The following is an 18,506-nucleotide window of genomic DNA, read 5'->3' as shown; positions in this document are numbered from 1 at the left end:
AAGGAGCTTGTACATGGGCTATCGCCTGTCAAAAATCTACACCCGAACCGGTGACACAGGCGAAACAGGTCTGGCAGACGGCAGCCGCGTCCGCAAGGATCATCCTCGTATCGAGGCCATTGGTGATGTGGACGAACTCAATAGCATGCTAGGCGTTCTGCTTGCAGAGCTGGAGGATCAGCAGGCTCACATCCCCGAGCTTGCCTCCGTCATTGACGTCCTGGCGCCCTGCCAGCATCGCCTGTTCGATCTGGGTGGTGAGTTGGCCATGCCAGATTATCGCGCGCTGGACTACGATGAGATCGAACGACTGGAGCAGGCGATCGATACCTGGAATGAAGAGCTGGGGCCCCTGGAGAACTTCATCCTGCCCGGCGGTTCACGTGCCGTTGCGTTGGCTCATACCGCCCGCAGCATCGCTCGACGTGCCGAGCGGCGTTGCCAGACGTTAAACCTAAGCGAGCCGCTCGAGGGTGTAGGGATGGCTTATCTCAACCGCCTTTCGGACTTGCTGTTTGTTGTCGCACGCATCATTGGTAGACGTCAGGGTATTGCCGAGCGCTTGTGGAAGCCGGCTCGGAAAGCGGGACATCATGATGGCTGATCTCACCACCATTCCACCGACACGTCGCCGCGAAGGGCTCCATGCCGCCTGGGATGGATTCATTCTCGTATTGGTATGCGCCAATCTGGCGTTGATTCTGTTTGATAGCCTTTATTCGATTGGCCCGCTGAATCGTCTGGTTGAGCTGGCCAGCCCCACTGCACATGGCTGGTATGCTCATTATGTGCATGCACACTTCCAGACAATCGATCTCTGCTTTGTTGCATTTTTCATTCTGGATGTACTGCTGGGCTGGGCGATTGCCATTGCAGAGCGTTGTCATGGCAAATGGTGGTACTACCCTTTTATTCACTGGTATGACGTTCTAGGTTGCATTCCCCTGAGTGGTTTCCGCCTCTTGAGAGCCTTGCGCGTCGCCTCCCTGCTTATTCGTCTGCAACGGCTGGGCCTCATCGACATTCGTCATTGGCGCCTCTACGAGTTTCTCAATCACTACTATCAGCTCTTGATGGAGGAAATCTCCGATCGCGTCATGATCAAAATCTTCGGTGAGATACAGGAAGAGCTTCGTACGCAGGACGACTTTTCCAGCCGCGTTATCGACGATGTCATTCGACCACGCAAACAGCAGTTGATAGATGCAGTCGCCTCGCGGCTACAACGCATGATCAATGAAAGCTATGCTCATAACCAGGCTACGCTACATCGCTATGTCAGCGAATTGATCAGCTCGGCAGTAGCCGAAAACGAGGACATCAAATCCCTAAAGCGACTTCCTATGGGCGATCGCCTCGCCAAGTCTCTCGACAATACGCTTGCCGATATCGTCAATCGCCTGATCCGTGAGGCGGTTGTTGGTCTGCAGTCAAGAGACTTCAAGGCGTTGGCTAGCCGTATTGCTGATCGTAGCTTCGATGAAAGTCTGCCTCGAGGACAGACGGATCTTGATGAAGTACTGGTCGAAATCCTTGAAGTATTCAAGCAAAAGGTTATTGCTCGCCGGGCTAGCGAGCTGGGTGAACTACTGCTGCCCACCCCGCTGGCTGACTCCTCTCAGCTAACGGGGCCAGGCAGACCTCGTTAGATAGATTCCGGTGACCGTATCAGCACCGGAACTCAACGTTCACTCCGCAGGCCAAAAAGCACGGATACCCGCTACCCCCTGGGCACCCGACGCCCAGGCACGGGACAAGTCAGCCGGCCCTAGGCCGCCTAGCAGGTATGCAGGATGGTTAAATGCCTTCAAAAGCGCCTCCGCGGCTTCCCATCCCAGCGTCGGTGCTCCTGGGTGAGACTCGGTAGGTTGAACAGGAGAAAGCGTTACGAAGTCCACTCCCATTTGCCTGGCAAGCTCAAGCTCCTCAGCATTATGACAAGACGCTGCCAGCCAACGGTGCTCAGGGAAAGGTCGCCCATTGTCAGCGTAACGGCGCAGCTGCTGGCTGGTTATATGCCATCCGGCAGCCGGAAAGTCACCCAACCATTCCAATGGCCCCTTGAGCATGAGCTGAGCACGGCCAGCACAGAGTCCTTGCGCATCCACTGCAAGGTCACGGTATTGAGGATCGAATGAGGCAGGCGTGCGCAGCTGAACCAGCTCGATACCTGCATCCAATGCTCTGGCAAGCCCATTAAGCAACGCCTTCGGCTCAAGATCCCCTGGCGTGATCAGATAGGTGCGTGGTAGCCGGGCAGCCTTGACGATAGGAATGTTTGCCTCGGGAAACTCATAGTCGGGCAAGTCACGTGGCCGTACCCAAGCCAACGGTTGGCCTTCGAGTCCTTTGGCCTCCCCTGCAAATGAAGTGACCTCCCATACGTCGAGTAGAACTGACTTATCCGTATAGTCATGACAAACCTGGATCAATGGACGGCAGGCCTCTACCTGAATACCTAACTCTTCGCCCAGCTCACGAGCCAGGGCGACCTGAACATCCTCGCCAGGCTCGACCTTTCCACCTGGAAACTCCCACAAACCACCCTGGTGCTGCTCCTTTGATCGCTTTGCTATCAGGATTTCACCTTGAGGATTGCGAATAACCGCTGCTGCGACGTGAACTCGACTCATGAAATAACCTCTTTCTCTTTCAATGCCTCCTCATACCAGCGTTGGAATGCAGGCCATGCGTAAATGGCATCTACATATCCATCAGCATCGGATGCAAGAGACACAGAATAACTTCTCAGGCGTGTAGCGACAGGGGCATAAAAAGCGTCAGCAATACTGGCACGACCAAACAGGAACGGCCCCTCTGCACCAAAACGCTCACGGCACTCTGCCCATAAGAAACAGATACGCTTGATGTCATTTTCAGCTTCGGCAGGTATCGTCGCGAGCCGTTGGCGGCGCTTCAGGTCCATGGGCAGATGATTACGCAACGCTGAAAAACCGCTGTGCATCTCAGCACACAATGAACGGGCCATTGCCCGCGCGGCAGCGTCAGACGGCCACAGTCCTGCTTGCGAGTAGTTTTCGGCCATATACTCGGCAATTGCCAGAGAATCCCAGATGACGCCTTCCGGGGTCTTCAGGACAGGCACCTTACCGGTAGGAGAGTGCTGTCTAAGCCGCGCACGGCTGTCTGGTGTGTAGAGCGGAATTTGGAGCTCGTCATAGGTAGCACCGGACAGCTCCATGACCAGCCAGGCTCTCAGCGACCAAGACGAGTAATTTTTGTTACCGATAACCAGGGTAAGAGACACGCGCCTCTCCTTATCCACAATCATGCATCTATAGGAGCACAAGAGAGGCGCGTTATGAAACGATTCCTCAATAAATCGGGAATGTTTTGCGTCAGGTGCGGTATTCCGCGTTGATCTTCACGTATTCATGGGACAGATCCGTTGTCCAGATCGTCTCACTGCAATGTCCACGACCCAATTCAATACGAATGCCAATTTCCTCTTTGCTCATGACTTCAGCGCCTTGCGCCTCGGTATAGCTCGCGGCGCGACCGCCTTTTTGAGCAATACAGACATCACCAAGGAAAACATCGATGAGGCTGACATCCAACTCCGGAACGCCTGCCCGGCCAACTGCCGCCAGAATGCGTCCCCAATTGGGGTCAGAGGCAAACAATGCTGTCTTGATCAGTGGGGAATGTGCCACAGCATAGGCTACGTCCAGGCATTCCTGATGATTCTTGCCGCCGTTGACTTCCACCGTTACAAACTTGGTTGCACCCTCGCCGTCTCGAACGATGGCCTGGGCAAGCTCCATGGACACCTCGAAAATCGCTCGTTTGAGCTGTGCGAACAGTTCGCCTTCGGCTCTATCAATCTCGGGGAGCAATGACTTGCCAGTAGCGATCAGCATGCAGCAGTCATTGGTGGAGGTATCGCCATCGATGGTGATGCGATTGAAGGATTTATTGGAAGCGTCACGCAACAAATCCTGCAGAACGGGTTGAGCCACCTTTGCGTCCGTCGCAATGTAGCCCAGCATGGTAGCCATGTTGGGACGAATCATCCCGGCGCCCTTGCTGATGCCCGTCACGGTGACGGTTTGCCCGTCAAAGGTAAACTGCCGGCTCGCCCCCTTGGGCAGGGTATCAGTCGTCATGATACCGCTGGCCGCTTGGGCCCAATTGTCTGCCTTAAGATCAGCCAGCGCTGCAGGCAGGGCAGCTTCGATCTTCTCGACAGGCAACGGCTCGCCAATCACTCCTGTTGAAAACGGTAGAATGGCTGAGGCTTCCACCCCGGTCAAATCGGCAAGCGCTTGACAGGTACGCTCCGCAGCGGCCATTCCAGGCTCGCCGGTACCTGCATTGGCGTTACCTGTGTTGGTCAGCAGATAACGCACATCACCTGCAAATCGTTTACGCGCCAAAACAACCGGAGCGGCACAAAATGCGTTGGTCGTAAAAACCCCAGCGACCCGCGCACCCTCTTCACAACGCATTACAACCACATCCTTGCGTCCAGGACGCTTGATGCCGGCAGATGCAATACCAAGCTCGAATCCTGGAACAGGATGTAACGTAGACAACGGGCCGAGACCAACAGCCATGAGGTTTCTCCTGTAGCTAACAATGAAACGCCGCGAGCGGCTGAGCCGGTCGCGGCGATAGGGTCATAGCGTGTGCACGTCAGCCGGGCATTAGTCCAGCTTGCCGTGGCAATGCTTGTACTTTTTACCGGATCCGCACGGGCAAGGCTCGTTACGGCCTATTTTCTGCTCGTTGCGTGCAGGCTCAAGGGGTACGACCGTGTCTTCGCCCTCTTCCGGTACCTGTACCTCAGGCTGCGCAATGGAAGGCGCTTCGGCATGCTGGAATTGCATACGCTTGGCCAGCTCCTCGGCCTCATGACGCATGCGCGCCTCTTCTTCGGCAGCGTCTTCACGACGAACCTGAACGTGAGAGAGCACACGAATCGTGTCACGCTTGACGCTTTCCAGAAGCTCCTGGAACAGGTTGAAGGACTCGCGCTTGTACTCTTGCTTCGGATTCTTTTGCGCATAGCCACGCAGGTGAATACCGTGACGCAGATGATCCATTGTAGTCAGGTGATCTTTCCACAGATCGTCCATGACACGCAGCAGCATCTGCTTCTCGAAGCTGCGCAGAGCCTCGGCACCTGCCATCTCTTCCTTCTCGTGGTAGGCCGCCACCAGCGTTTCGAGAATTTTCTCGCGAAGTGTTTCCTCGTACAGCTTGTCGTCTTCATCCAGCCACTGCTGAATCGGTAGCTTGAGTCCGAAGTCGTTATAGATCGCTTCTTCAAGCCCTGCCACATCCCACTGCTCAGGCAAGGATTGCGGTGGAATATGGGCGCTGAATGTTTGCGCCAACGCATCACGGCGGAACTCGTTGATCGTCTCACCCACATCCTGCGATTCCAGCAGGGTGTTACGCATGTGATAGATCACCTTACGCTGTTCATTGGCGACATCATCATATTCGAGCAGCTGCTTACGAATATCGAAGTTCCGACCTTCCACTTTGCGCTGAGCTTTCTCGATGGCATTGGTTACCATGCGGTGCTCGATGGCCTCGCCTGCTTCCATGCCCAACGCCTTCATGAAATTCTTCACGCGATCAGACGCGAAGATACGCATCAGGTTATCTTCAAGGGACAGGTAGAAACGGCTGGAGCCCGGGTCGCCCTGACGGCCTGCACGACCACGCAGCTGGTTATCGATACGGCGCGATTCGTGGCGTTCGGAGGCAATCACATGCAGGCCACCCGACTCGATGACCTGCTGGTGACGCTTCTGCCACTCGGCCTTTATCTGAGCGATCTGCTCTTCAGTAGGATTCTCAAGGGCTGCAACTTCAGCTTCCCAGTTACCCCCCAAGAGGATGTCTGTACCACGGCCAGCCATGTTGGTAGCAATCGTTACCATACCGGGACGCCCCGCCTGAGCAATGATCTCAGCCTCACGATCGTGGTATTTGGCGTTCAATACCTTGTGCTCAATACCTTCCTTTTGCAGCAGATGAGACAGGTATTCGGAGCTTTCAATCGACGCGGTACCTACCAGTACCGGACGACCTGCCTCCTGGCATTGCTTGACGTCAGCGATAATCGCCGCATATTTCTCTTCCTGGGTCAGATACACCAGGTCGTTGAAATCCTTACGTGCCAGCGGTCTGTGGGTTGGAATCACAATAACGTCCAGACCATAGATCTGACGGAATTCAAACGCCTCGGTGTCCGCCGTACCGGTCATGCCAGCCAGCTTGTTATACAGCCGGAAATAGTTCTGGAAGGTAGTAGAAGCCAATGTCTGGCTTTCAGCCTGGATAGGCAGACCTTCTTTCGCTTCGATCGCCTGATGCAGGCCCTCGGACAGACGACGTCCGGGCATCGTGCGGCCGGTATGCTCATCAATGAGCAGGACCTGGTTGTCCTGAACAATATATTCCACGTTACGGTGGAACAGCTTGTGTGCACGAAGCGCTGCGTAGACGTGAGTGAGAAGAGAAAGATTATGCGCTGAGTACAGGCTTTCACCTTCAGCCAGCAGACCGACCTGGGTAAGCAGTTCCTCAATGAACTGGTGTCCCTGCTCGGTTATTTCCACCTGACGTGTTTTTTCGTCAATGGTGTAATGGCCTTCCTTCTCCTCCTCTCCCTCCACAGCCTCAACGTGCTGCTGAAGACGAGGAATGAGCTTATTGATCTGGATGTACAGCTGTGAGCTGTCTTCCGCTTGACCAGAAATAATCAGTGGCGTACGCGCCTCGTCGATAAGAATAGAGTCTACTTCGTCGACAACGGCAAAATTCAGCTCACGCTGATATTTCTCCTCGATACTGAACGCCATGTTATCGCGCAGATAATCAAAGCCGAATTCATTGTTGGTACCGTAGGTGATATCCGCTGCGTAAGCCGCACGTTTTTCCTCCGGCGGCTGGAAAGGCATGACAATGCCTACCGTCAGCCCTAGAAATTCATACAGCGGGCGCATCCAGTTAGCGTCACGGCGAGCCAGATAGTCGTTCACGGTGACTACGTGGACGCCTTTACCAGACAAGGCATTCAGATATACCGGCAGCGTTCCTACCAACGTCTTACCTTCACCGGTACGCATCTCGGCAATCTTGCCCTCGTGAAGCGTCATACCGCCGATGAGCTGGACGTCGAAATGGCGCATACCCATTACGCGCTTGCCCGCTTCACGAGTTACGGCAAAGGCTTCAGGGAGGATATCGTCCAGTGTCTCGCCTTTAGCCAAACGCTCTTTGAACTCGAACGTCTTGGCACGCAATTGCTCGTCAGACAACCCAATAATCTGCTGTTCCAACGCATTAACGGCCTGTACGGCCTTGCTCATGCGCTTTACTTCTCGCTCGTTTTTACTTCCAAAGAGTTTCTTTAACAAAGGCGCAAACATATCGACTTGGGTCTTCCACTCGGAGAAATGGGGGGCGGCGGATCGGTGCCATCGCCCGCGCCGTCAAAAAGACAATGGGGCATTCTACTCGGAAACGCCGACGAGAAAAGGTTGACATCACTCAAAGGTCGGATTTCTGAATAGGTTTATCCGACTCATGAGGTTCATCTGTTAACATGCCAACCCCTGTCTGGAGTGCGCACACATGGTTTTTCGTCCTATTGTTGCCGTAGCGCCTGCCACCTTGCTTCGGCAGGCCAAACCCTTGAAACCATTACTGTACCAGGCAGAGCGTCTCGAACGGCTACAACGCCTAGTCGATGCACAGCTACAACCTGCAGCACGCGAGCACTGTAAAGTCGCAACCTGGCAGGACGGGTGCCTTCTGCTCATTATTACGGATGGACATTGGGCTACACGTTTGCGTTACCAGCAGCGCCGCTTGCTTCGACAGCTTCAGCAGTCTTCAGAATTTACAGCTCTTCAAAAGATACTGTTCAAGGTCAAACCCAACCCTGATCCAAATCGAAAGCCAGGCCCGCGACGCGAGCTTTCTAATGTCGCTGCAGAAAGCCTGCTATCCACGGCTGAAGGTATCTCAGACCCTTCACTGCGCGCCGCGCTTGAGCGACTGGCCAGTAGAGCGCAGCCGAAAAAGACAGAAGAATAAAAAAGCCACCTTTAAGGTGGCTTTTTTAACACGCGTTCCTTACACCGCAGCAGCTGGTCGCATGTAAGAAATAGGGGCATCGCTAGAGCCTTCGAACGTTACAACTTCCCACGCATCAGGCTGAGCAATTAATGCACGTAGCAAGCGGTTGTTCATGGCATGCCCGGACTTATAGCCCCGGTACTCGCCAATCAAGCTTTTGCCTAGCAGATAAAGATCGCCAATGGCGTCTAGTATCTTGTGCTTTACAAACTCATCCTCATAACGAAGACCGTCTTCGTTAAGTACACCGTGCTCATCAACAACGATAGCGTTTTCAACGCTTCCGCCCAGAGCCAGGTTATGAGAGCGCAGGAATTCCAGATCCCGCATAAAGCCAAAGGTACGAGCCCGGCTGACTTCCTTGAGGAAGGAGGTGCTGGAAAAATCTACGGAAGCTTTCTGAGTACGACCGCTGACCACTGGATGGTCGAAATCGATCTCAAAGCTGACCTTGAACCCGTCAAACGGTACAAACGTCGCACGCTTGTCGCCGTCTACGACGCTGACTTCACGCTTTATACGAATGAACTGCTTTGCAGATTCCTGTTCTTCAATGCCAGCGGACTGGATCAAGAACACGAACGGACCGGCACTTCCATCCATAATTGGAACTTCAGCGGCGGACAGTTCTACATACGCATTGTCGATGCCCAGACCTGCCAGTGCAGACAACAAATGCTCCACAGTGCCGACCTTGACACCACCTTGAATGAGATTGGTCGACATCGTGGTTTCGCCTACATACTCGGCCCAGGCGCGGATTTCCACGACCGGGTCCAGATCAATGCGGCGAAACACGATTCCGGTGTCTACGGGCGCTGGCTTCAGAGTGAGATATACCTTCTCCCCCGAATGCAGGCCAACGCCTGTAGCGCGAATAGTGTTCTTTAATGTGCGTTGTCTAATCATGACAGTTGCCGTTCATCGCTGATCGCGAATAGTTGTCAATAATGGGTCGATCATAACAGAACGACCCATTAATTCCCACCAATCACACAGATTGCATCGATTAATCTATTCAATCAGCCTGACGACGCAGGAACGCCGGAATATCAAGATAATCCAGATCATCGCTTGGATTCATCTTGGCTGCAGCAGCAGAGCTTGTATGATTCTGACTACGCATGACGGTCGGGCGATCCAGATCACGATAGTTGACGGCAGCATGTTCCTGACGCGGCGCAACGTTAGCCTGCTGAGTAGAGTTATCGACCACCTTGACCGGCTTTTCAAGACGAGCGCCCAGACCGGTAGCAACTACAGTAACGTGGAGCTCATCACGCATTTCCGGATCGATTACTGCGCCAACCTTGACGGTTGCATGCTCAGAAGCGAAGTCCTCAATGATCTCGCCCACTGCGGCGTACTCACCCAGGGATAGATCCAGACCTGCAGTGATGTTGACCAGAATACCGCGAGCCCCATGCAGGTTGACGTCTTCCAGGAGTGGATTACGGATAGCAGCCTCAGTGGCTTCACGTGCACGGTTCGGGCCACTGGCATGACCAGTACCCATCATGGCCATGCCCATCTCACCCATAACCGTCTTGACGTCAGCAAAGTCAACGTTCATCAAGCCAGGACGCTGCATGATGTCCGAAATACCACGAACCGCGCCAGCCAATACATCGTCAGCCTTGGCGAAAGCAGCCAGCAGACTGGCATCCTTGCCAAGAATAGTCAGCAGTTTCTCATTGGGGATGGTAATGAGAGAGTCGACGCATTCGGAAAGGGAGCGAATACCCTCATCAGCCACCTGCATGCGCTTGCGACCTTCAAAGGGGAACGGGCGAGTTACCACGGCGACGGTGAGGATACCCATCTCCTTGGCAACTTCAGCAATAATCGGGGCGGCACCCGTACCTGTACCACCACCCATACCAGTAGTGATGAAAACCATATCGGCGCCTTCCAGAACTTCCGCGATACGCTCGCGATCTTCCATGGCTGCCTGACGGCCAATCTCAGGGTTCGTACCTGCGCCCAAGCCCTTCGTTACCCCTGGGCCAAGTTGCAGCACTGTACGAGAGCTCACATTTTTTAGCGCCTGGGCATCCGTGTTGGCACAGATGAATTCGACGCCTTCCACGCCGCTCTTCACCATGTGGTTAACGGCGTTACCGCCACCACCGCCTACACCGATGACCTTAATGACTGCGCTCTGTGGAATATTGTCTACGAGCTCAAACATAATCCCCTCTCTTCCTCTCGGTTTTCGCCTACTGCTGCCGCGATTGAATTAGATTACAAATTGCCCTGGACCCAGCGCTTTATACGCTCCAGGACTGAATTCTTGGGTTCGTCACTGCTGTATCCGCCGGTGACAACCGGCACATTGTCGGATTGCTTCTGCAACCCATAGAGCAACAGGCCTACGCCTGTTGAATAAATTGGGTTACGTACAACATCGGTCAGCCCCTTGACCGTCTGCGGTACGCCAAGACGCACCGGCATATGGAAAATCTCCTCGGCAAGTTCAACTGCCCCTTCCATCTTTGCAGTACCGCCGGTTAATACGATCCCTGCCGGAATCAAGTCTTCATATCCGCTGCGGCGCAACTCTGCCTGAACAAGCGTGAAGAGCTCATCGTAACGCGGCTCTACTACCTCAGCCAATGCCTGACGCGAAAGTTCGCGAGGCGGCCTTTCTCCCACACTGGGCACCTTGATGGTCTCCCCAGCCCCCGCCAGTTTTGCCAGAGCACAAGCATACCGAATCTTGATCTCTTCCGCATATTGTGTAGGCGTTCGCAAAGCCATAGCGATGTCATTTGTGACCTGATCGCCTGCAATGGGAATAACCGCCGTATGACGAATGGCGCCCTCTGTAAAAATGGCTATATCAGTCGTTCCGCCACCAATATCCACCAGGCATACGCCCAGCTCCTTCTCATCATCCGTCAGGACGGAATATGCAGAAGCCAGTTGCTCAAGAATGATGTCGTCGACCTCCAGTCCGCAACGACGAACACATTTCTCGATGTTTTGAGCAGCATTAACGGCACAGGTCACTACGTGGACTTTAGCCTCCAGACGAACACCAGACATACCAAGCGGCTCACGTACACCTTCCTGGTTGTCGATGACATAGTCTTGAGCCAAAGTGTGCAAGACCCGTTGATCAGCTGGTATCGCCACAGCTTGAGCTGCGTCAAGAACACGATCGATATCAGCAGGGCTGACCTCCCGATCACGAATAGCCACGATACCGTGGGAATTCAAACTACGGATATGGTTGCCTGCAATGCCTACAAATGCCGAATGAATACGGCAGCCCGCCATGAGCTGGGCCTCTTCTACTGCGCGCTGAATCGACTGGACCGTGGATTCGATATTGACCACTACGCCCTTTTTCAAACCGCGGGAAGGATGCGTGCCGATGCCTACAATCTCAACCTGACCATCGGAAGACACCTCACCTACCAAGGCCACAACCTTTGAGGTTCCGATGTCCAGTCCGACGATCATCTTGCCGCTCTGCACGTTCGCCATGTTTATTGAATTCTCCTCAATTCTTTATTCGGCACGGGCTGACGCTACAGTTGTGGGAGCTACCGGCTCACGCCACGCCACCGCCAGCCCGTTTGGATAACGCAAGTCGATGCGAGCAATATTGGCCATCTGATCCTTGAGTACTTGGTCATACATCTTGACGAAGCGCCGCATCTTGTCCACGAGGTCATCACGACCAAAAATCAATTCAACGCCCTGACCCGTAGTCAGGAACCAACTCCCCCGATCATGCATTTCCAGCCGCGTAACCGTGAATCCAAGTGGACGCAGCATCTGACTGAACAATTGATACTGCTGCATCACCTGCTGCTGCGCACGTTGCGGCCCATAGAGGCGTGGCAGGTTGTCGTAATGTGCTAGATCCTTAGGTGCAAAGGCCTCGCCCTGGTTATTCAACAGGGCTTCGTCCCCCCAGCGCGCAACAGGGAGCTGCTCTTCAAGATGGATGGCTACTTCATCCGGCCAAACACGGCGAACCTCTGCATGGGCAATCCAGGGCATCTGCTCAAGTGCCTGACGCATATTGGCCAGATCGATTGAAAAAAATGTCCCGTCAGCATAGGGCGCAATACGTTGCTGCACAGCCTCTCGGCTGATGTAGCTCAGGTCACCTTCGACATTCACCTTCGTGATTGGACGATCCGCATAAGGCAGCAACTGTTGAGACAGCTCATATGTGCCGAAGCCAAGCCCTACCAGCAGAAGTGGCCAGGCCACACGCTTAAAGAGATTGAAGCTGGGCTTTGGCAGCCGAGCCGAGACAGGCTCTTTTTCCACCAAGCGGCTTGCACCACGCGGTGGTACCTTGCCACGAAGTGGCGTGCGACCCAATCCAGGTTGTGTATGACGAAGTGTCGTGACCATGTTAGCGCCTCGACTCCATTGTGCCTGCCAGAACCGTCAGGACAAGTTGTTGATAATCAAGGCCTGCGGCCTTGGCTGCCATGGGAACAAGGCTATGGTCCGTCATGCCAGGGACAGTATTGACTTCCAGCAGCCAGAACCGACCTTCTTTATCCTGCATGACATCAACGCGCGCCCAGCCAGCAGTCCCCACGACCTCACAGGCATGACGAGCCAATACCTTGAGTTCCAACTCACGCTCCTCATCAAGGCCACACGGAACCTGATAGCGAGTGTCGGATGCCAGGTATTTGGCGTCATAATCATAGAAGTCGTGGGTAGTACCCAGACGAATAGGCGGCAGTACCTGATCGCCTAACAGGGCGACAGTAAACTCAGGACCGCTAATCCATTGTTCGACAAGAACTTGCGAATCGTACGTCGAGGCGGACTGCCAAGCAGTGATCAGCTCATTAACACTGTTCACCTTGGCCATACCAATGCTGGAACCTTCATGGGCGGGTTTGACGATAAGTGGAAACCCGAGTTCCTCAGCAGCCTTTCGACAATCAGACTCACAGCACAAAACGGCGTATTTAGGCGTGGACAGGCCCTGGCTCAACCAGAGGTGTTTTGTTTTCAGCTTATCCATGGCCAATGCGGAAGCCAGCACCCCACTTCCTGTATAGGGTATACCCAGGCACTCCAACAGCCCTTGCATGCTACCGTCTTCCCCACCCCGTCCATGCAGGACGATAAAGGCACGGTCTACCTGTTCAGTGTTCAAACGCTGCAGCAGGTCCTGACCAACATCGATACCGAACGCATTAACGCCCGCAGCCTGCAGCGCAGCCAGCACCATTTTCCCTGAATTAAGGGAAACTTCGCGCTCGGCACTCTTGCCACCATACAACACGGCAACACGACCGTAATCGGCCGGCTGGATCGACATTGGATCAAGGATGGCGCTCATAGCGACTTCCTCAGAAAGTCAGAATTGAACAAAGGGCTTTTTATCAATTGCGGAGCCAGAGTGCCGATATCACCAGCACCTTGGCAGAGGAGAATATCCCCAGCCTTCAGGAGAGGCTTGATAAGAGGAGCAAGCTCGGTACCACGCTCGATGTAGATTGGGTCTAGCTGACCACGTTGACGGATACTATGACAGAGACGGCGGCTGTCGGCACCTGGAATCGGTTCTTCACCTGCCGGATAGACTTCCATCAACAACAATACATTGGCATCAGCCAGGACCTGCACGAAATCATCGTACAAATCACGTGTACGGCTATAGCGATGGGGCTGATAAACCATGACCAGGCGGCGCTCAGGCCAACCACCACGAACGGCCTTTATTACCGCAGCCACTTCACGGGGATGATGACCATAATCATCTACCAGCATCACACTGCCATTTTCGACAGGCAGTTCACCGTATACTTGAAAGCGACGACCTACTCCCTGGAATTCAGACAGGCCCGCTACGATGGCGTCATCGCTAAGCCCTTCATCTGTTGCAATGGCGATAGTTGCCAGCGCGTTGAGTACATTATGTACTCCTGGCATGTTCACAGACACCGCCAAGGGTTCACGACCATTGCGAAGCACGGTGAAATAGGTACGCATGCCTTTTTGGCGGATATCGACTGCGCGTACGTCTGCATCCTCGCTGGTGCCGTAAGTCACCGTGGGACGCGCAACCTGAGGAATGATCTCACGTACGACCGGATCGTCAACGCACAGTACAGCCAGTCCATAGAACGGCAAATTATGCAGAAAATCGATAAAGGTTTTCTTCAGCCGACTGAAGTCCCCTTCATACGTATCCATGTGATCGGCGTCGATATTGGTTACTACCGCCACCATAGGCTGAAGATGCAGAAAGCTCGCATCACTTTCATCAGCCTCGGCAACGAGATAACGACTGGTTCCAAGTTGAGCATTAGTCCCTGCTGCATTCAGGCGACCACCGATGACAAAGGTAGGATCGAGGCCTTCGGCCGCCAGCACGGAAGCAATCAGACTTGTAGTTGTGGTTTTCCCATGAGTACCTGCTACTGCAATTCCATGCCGGTACCGCATCAGCTCAGCCAGCATTTCAGCGCGAGGAACTACAGGAATACGATTTTCCAGGGCGGCTGCCACTTCAGGGTTGGACTTGTTGATAGCGCTGGAAACGACCAGTACGTCTACGCGCTCAAGGTTTTCGGCGCTATGACCTATATAAATCTTGGCACCAAATTGCTGCAAGCGCTCGGTAACAGGAGAAGCCCGGAGGTCGGAGCCGGATACTTCGTACCCCAGATTGAGCAGAACCTCGGCAATTCCACACATGCCTACGCCGCCGATTCCTACAAAATGAATTCGCCGAATGCTACGCATACGACGCACTTCTGCCTGGATTGCGCTCTGGGATTTAACCATTGGCCACCTCCAGGCAGGCATCTACCACGGCTCGGGTTGCATCAGGCTTAGCCAGGGCATGGCTACGAGTGGCCATGGCAGTCAATCGTTCGGGTTGCATCAAAACCTCAGTTAGCTGTGCGGCAATCGCCGTCGCATCAGTCATTTTCTGCGGGAACAAAAGGGCTGCGCCCTCGTTCACCAAAAATTCGGCATTGCGTGTCTGGTGATCATCAATGGCATGAGGCAGTGGAATCAGAAATGCCGGCAAGCCTGCGGCCGTAAGCTCACTTACCGTCAGTGCGCCTGCGCGACAGATCACAAGGTCAGCCCAGGCATAAGCCTGAGCCATATCCGAGATGAATGGCACCACCTCTGCATCAAGATTCGAGGAGCTATAGCGCTGCTGTGTTACTTCAGCGTGCTGCCGCCCTGCCTGGTGCTTCACGTTAGGACGCAGGCCGGCGGAAACCTGAGCAAGCGCTTCAGGCACAAGTTTATTGATAGGCTCTGCACCAAGGCTGCCACCCAAAATCAGCAGATTAGCCCTACGCCCTTCAAAAGAAGGCCGTACGGTTTGCAGGAAAAGCTCCTTGCGAACAGGGTTACCTGTACTTAACCGCTTGGGAGACGCGGCGAACGTGGCAGGAAAACCCTCGCATACTTTTTTTGCGATAGGCGCAAGCAGGCGGTTTGCAGTACCGGCAACTGCATTCTGCTCGTGAATAATCAGGGGGACGCCAGACAAACGAGCCGCCATACCGCCAGGCCCCGTGACGAAGCCACCCATACCCAGCACACAGACAGGCTTGAGAGTACGCATGATGCCGAGCGCCTGCATTAGGGCTCCGCTGAGCTGAAAGGGAGCTTTCAGCAGTGACTGCATGCCCTTACCACGCAGTCCGGTAACGGTAATACGGTGCAAGGGAAGACCTGCTTGCGGGACGACATCATTTTCAATACCACGAGGCGTACCCAGCCAATGAACGGTATACCCCCGACTTTCAAACTCCCTGGCGCAGGCCAGCGCGGGAAAAACGTGTCCCCCAGTACCGCCTGCCATGATGAGGACATTACCGGACATCAGCAAAATCCTCTTCCGAAAACTCAACTTCCTCGTCGTTCATGAGTGTCCGTCTTTCCCACTCGATCCTAAGCAACAATGCCATGCTGATGCAGCAGATGATCAGCGAACTTCCGCCATAGCTTAAAAATGGCAGTGTCAGTCCCTTGGTAGGCAATAGCCCGACATTTACGCCGATATTGATCAGGAACTGGCCAATCCAGAGCATGGAAAGTCCATACGCCATATAGGCTGCAAAATACTGTTTGGCCTGCTCTGCCCAATAGCCAATGTAAAGGCCGCGTACGCATACAAAGAGAAACAACCCGACGGTGGCCAAGGCTCCGACAAGCCCCAACTCTTCTGCCAGAACGGCAAATACAAAGTCAGTGTGAGCCTCTGGCAGGTAGAACTGCTTCTGGATGCTGTTACCCAAGCCAAGCCCGAACCAGCCTCCTCGGCCAAAAGCGATTAATGCCTGAGTGAGCTGGTAGCCCGAGCCAAATTGATCAGCCCAAGGGTCGGTAAAGGTGATGAGACGCTGCATACGGTACTCCTGGGTCTGAACCAGGATAAACACCGCCAGAACAGCCAGGGCCACCATTAGAATGAAACGGAACAACCCTACGCCACCCAGAAACAGCATGACAGCGGCTGCACCCATCATGACAACCGTTGCCCCGAAGTCTGGCTCACGCAGCAGAAGCATGGCCAGCGGAAGCAACACAATGAAAGGTTTGAAAAAACCGGCCCAACTACGTCGCACTTCCTGCTCTCGCCGCACCAGATAGCCGGCCAGGTAAATAACAACAAATACCTTGGCTATTTCGGAAGGCTGAACGTTAAACAAGCCGAAGCCAATCCAGCGCAACGATCCATTTACTTCACGGCCGATTCCGGGAATCAACACCATGATCAACAAGGCGAATGCTGCAATTAGCAGAGTTCCACCAAAACGCTGCCAGGTAGCCATTGGGATCATGAGCGTAGCTCCACAACCCACGACACCTATCGCCAGATAGATCAGATGACGAATCATGTAGTACAGCGGATTTCCAGCCTGAGCGGCTGCTACTTCCGACGATGCGGAGGTGATCATGACCAAGCCCAAACCGAGCAAGGCCAGACAGCCAGCCAGCAAAGGAAAGTCAAGATCAACACCGTTCCGGCTGATGAGCGGCGAAGGATAAGGGCGCAGCAAGGAAAACATCAATTAAGCGCCTCCACGGCCTGAGCAAACAACCGCCCACGCTCTTCAAAATTACGGAACATGTCCAGGCTTGCGCACGCTGGGGACAAGAGAACAGCATCACCAGGCTCAGCTAACGCTGCGGCTCTCTCGACGGCTTGCTCTAGTGTGGAGACATGAACGATCGCGATATCGGTATTCAAGGATTCAGCCAAGCGTTCAGCGTCCCGTCCAAGCAGAACGACTGCGCGGCAGAAAGCACTTATCGGTTTGCGGAGCGGTTCGAAATCGGCTCCTTTGCCATCGCCGCCAGCCAAAAGCACCAGCTTGCCTGCGATATCGCTTCCCAATCCTTCGATAGCAGCCAACGCAGCACCTACGTTGGTAGCTTTTGAATCGTTGTAATAGTGCACACCAGCCTTCTCACCTACCCACTGGCAACGGTGAGCCAAACCTGAAAACTCGCGAAGTGCTTCCAGCATCGGCTCGAAAGGCAATCCGGCAGCATGTCCCAAGGCTAGCGCAGCCAAGGCATTGGCCTGATTATGGGCGCCACGAATCTTTAGGTCCTTTACAGGCATGAGCGGATCGAACTGAAAAGCCAGCCACTTCTCACCGTCGTGCTCACGCAGGCCGAAGCCGTTGAAATCCGGCTGACCACAACCAAATGTCCAGCATGGGACTTGCTCGGACACTAACGGGCGAGACAAGGGGTCATCCCGATTGACGACCACCTGACGTGCGCCTCTGAAGATCCGGTGCTTGGCCAGATGGTAAGCAGCCATACCACTGTAGCGATCCATGTGATCTTCACTGACGTTCAATACCGTGGCCACCTCAGCGTTCAACCGCTCACAGGTTTCCAATTGAAAACTGGACAGCTCAAGCACATAAAGGTCAACATTGTCGTCCAATAGATCCAACGCTGGCGTTCCAAGGTTTCCGCCTACGCCGACGTGCTTGCCCGCCTTGCAGGCCATTTCACCAACAAGGGTCGTTACGGTACTTTTAGCGTTGGACCCAGTAATCGCAACGATAGGCGCCTTGGCCAGACGGGCAAACAATTCAATGTCACCGGAAAGCCTGACGCCCTGCTCCGCCGCCTTCTGAATTGCAGGCGTCTGCAATGACAAGCCGGGGCTGACATAAAGCTCACTGGCGCGGCTCAAGAAATCGGCATCCAATTCACCACAGCGCACTTCTACCTGGGGATAGTGGGTGCGCAGTGTTTCCAGCTCAGGCGGATTTTCCCGCGTGTCCACCACAGCGAATGGAACACCTTGGCGCGCCAAATGGCGAACCAGCGACATGCCACTCTTGCCAAGGCCTACAACAATGCGAAACTGGTCGGAAGCGATCAGGCTCATGGTTGTC

General features: G+C 54.2%; 16 protein-coding genes. 3 read left to right on the top strand and 13 right to left on the bottom strand.

Going from position 1 to position 18,506, the window contains the following annotated elements; genetic code table 11:
- Positions 1-13 precede the first annotated feature (13 nt).
- Complete coding sequence (locus tag EAW52_RS07315; RefSeq protein WP_122041941.1) at positions 14-604, top strand: cob(I)yrinic acid a,c-diamide adenosyltransferase; 591 nt, start codon at positions 14-16, stop codon at positions 602-604.
- A complete protein-coding gene (locus EAW52_RS07310; RefSeq protein ID WP_122041940.1) occupies positions 594-1,649 on the top strand; it encodes an ion transporter in 1,056 nt (351 codons plus the stop codon). The genes EAW52_RS07315 and EAW52_RS07310 overlap by 11 nt, the downstream gene beginning before the upstream one ends.
- A gap of 39 nt (positions 1,650-1,688) precedes the next feature.
- Here the strand turns inward: EAW52_RS07310 and EAW52_RS07305 are convergent, their stop codons facing one another.
- The 4 genes from EAW52_RS07305 to secA all read right to left on the bottom strand — a co-directional run bounded on the left by EAW52_RS07305 (position 1,689) and on the right by secA (position 7,409).
- Complete coding sequence (locus EAW52_RS07305; RefSeq protein WP_122041939.1) at positions 1,689-2,633, bottom strand: Nudix family hydrolase; 945 nt, start codon at positions 2,631-2,633, stop codon at positions 1,689-1,691.
- Positions 2,630-3,268: a glutathione S-transferase family protein gene (locus tag EAW52_RS07300; protein WP_010795306.1), complete on the bottom strand. Its 639-nt coding sequence runs from the start codon at positions 3,266-3,268 to the stop codon at positions 2,630-2,632. The genes EAW52_RS07305 and EAW52_RS07300 overlap by 4 nt, the downstream gene beginning before the upstream one ends.
- A gap of 91 nt (positions 3,269-3,359) precedes the next feature.
- Positions 3,360-4,577, bottom strand: coding sequence for a bifunctional glutamate N-acetyltransferase/amino-acid acetyltransferase ArgJ (gene argJ / locus EAW52_RS07295; RefSeq protein WP_122041938.1), 1,218 nt, complete (start codon positions 4,575-4,577; stop codon positions 3,360-3,362).
- Positions 4,578-4,667: 90 nt separating this feature from the next.
- Positions 4,668-7,409, bottom strand: a complete 2,742-nt coding sequence (gene secA / locus EAW52_RS07290) for a preprotein translocase subunit SecA (RefSeq protein ID WP_122041937.1) — start codon at positions 7,407-7,409, stop codon at positions 4,668-4,670.
- A gap of 205 nt (positions 7,410-7,614) precedes the next feature.
- Between secA and EAW52_RS07285 the strand changes: the two genes are divergently transcribed.
- Positions 7,615-8,079: a DciA family protein gene (locus EAW52_RS07285; RefSeq protein ID WP_010795309.1), complete on the top strand. Its 465-nt coding sequence runs from the start codon at positions 7,615-7,617 to the stop codon at positions 8,077-8,079.
- A gap of 39 nt (positions 8,080-8,118) precedes the next feature.
- On the opposite strand, the gene lpxC is transcribed toward EAW52_RS07285, so the two are convergent.
- The 9 genes from lpxC to murD all read right to left on the bottom strand — a co-directional run bounded on the left by lpxC (position 8,119) and on the right by murD (position 18,499).
- On the bottom strand, positions 8,119-9,030 hold the full coding sequence (lpxC, locus tag EAW52_RS07280; protein ID WP_010795310.1) for a UDP-3-O-acyl-N-acetylglucosamine deacetylase: 912 nt from the start codon (positions 9,028-9,030) through the stop codon (positions 8,119-8,121).
- A gap of 109 nt (positions 9,031-9,139) precedes the next feature.
- On the bottom strand, positions 9,140-10,312 hold the full coding sequence (gene ftsZ, locus EAW52_RS07275) for a cell division protein FtsZ (RefSeq protein WP_122041936.1): 1,173 nt from the start codon (positions 10,310-10,312) through the stop codon (positions 9,140-9,142).
- 53 nt (positions 10,313-10,365) lie between these two features.
- Entirely contained in the window at positions 10,366-11,613 is a 1,248-nt protein-coding gene (gene ftsA / locus EAW52_RS07270) for a cell division protein FtsA (protein WP_010795312.1), read from the bottom strand.
- A gap of 24 nt (positions 11,614-11,637) precedes the next feature.
- Positions 11,638-12,498: a cell division protein FtsQ/DivIB gene (locus EAW52_RS07265; RefSeq protein WP_010795313.1), complete on the bottom strand. Its 861-nt coding sequence runs from the start codon at positions 12,496-12,498 to the stop codon at positions 11,638-11,640.
- A gap of 1 nt (position 12,499) precedes the next feature.
- A complete protein-coding gene (locus EAW52_RS07260) occupies positions 12,500-13,450 on the bottom strand; it encodes a D-alanine--D-alanine ligase (protein WP_122041935.1) in 951 nt (316 codons plus the stop codon).
- The gene (gene murC, locus EAW52_RS07255) at positions 13,447-14,901 is read right to left on the bottom strand and encodes a UDP-N-acetylmuramate--L-alanine ligase (protein ID WP_010795315.1); all 1,455 of its coding nucleotides are present in this window, start codon (positions 14,899-14,901) and stop codon (positions 13,447-13,449) included. The genes EAW52_RS07260 and murC overlap by 4 nt, the downstream gene beginning before the upstream one ends.
- Entirely contained in the window at positions 14,894-15,964 is a 1,071-nt protein-coding gene (gene murG / locus EAW52_RS07250) for an undecaprenyldiphospho-muramoylpentapeptide beta-N-acetylglucosaminyltransferase (protein WP_122041934.1), read from the bottom strand. The genes murC and murG overlap by 8 nt, the downstream gene beginning before the upstream one ends.
- A complete protein-coding gene (gene ftsW / locus EAW52_RS07245) occupies positions 15,954-17,153 on the bottom strand; it encodes a putative lipid II flippase FtsW (RefSeq protein ID WP_019366775.1) in 1,200 nt (399 codons plus the stop codon). Before ftsW ends, murG begins: the two co-directional genes overlap by 11 nt.
- Entirely contained in the window at positions 17,153-18,499 is a 1,347-nt protein-coding gene (murD, locus tag EAW52_RS07240; RefSeq protein ID WP_122041933.1) for a UDP-N-acetylmuramoyl-L-alanine--D-glutamate ligase, read from the bottom strand. Before murD ends, ftsW begins: the two co-directional genes overlap by 1 nt.
- Positions 18,500-18,506 lie beyond the last annotated feature (7 nt).

It is taken from the genome of Pseudomonas sp. LTJR-52 (assembly GCF_003691465.1).
In the GTDB taxonomy this organism is placed as follows: Bacteria; Pseudomonadota; Gammaproteobacteria; order Pseudomonadales; family Pseudomonadaceae; genus Chryseomonas; species Chryseomonas luteola.
The sequence above is the reverse complement of the archived record's forward strand: the minus strand, read 5'-3'. Positions and strand labels throughout refer to the sequence as shown.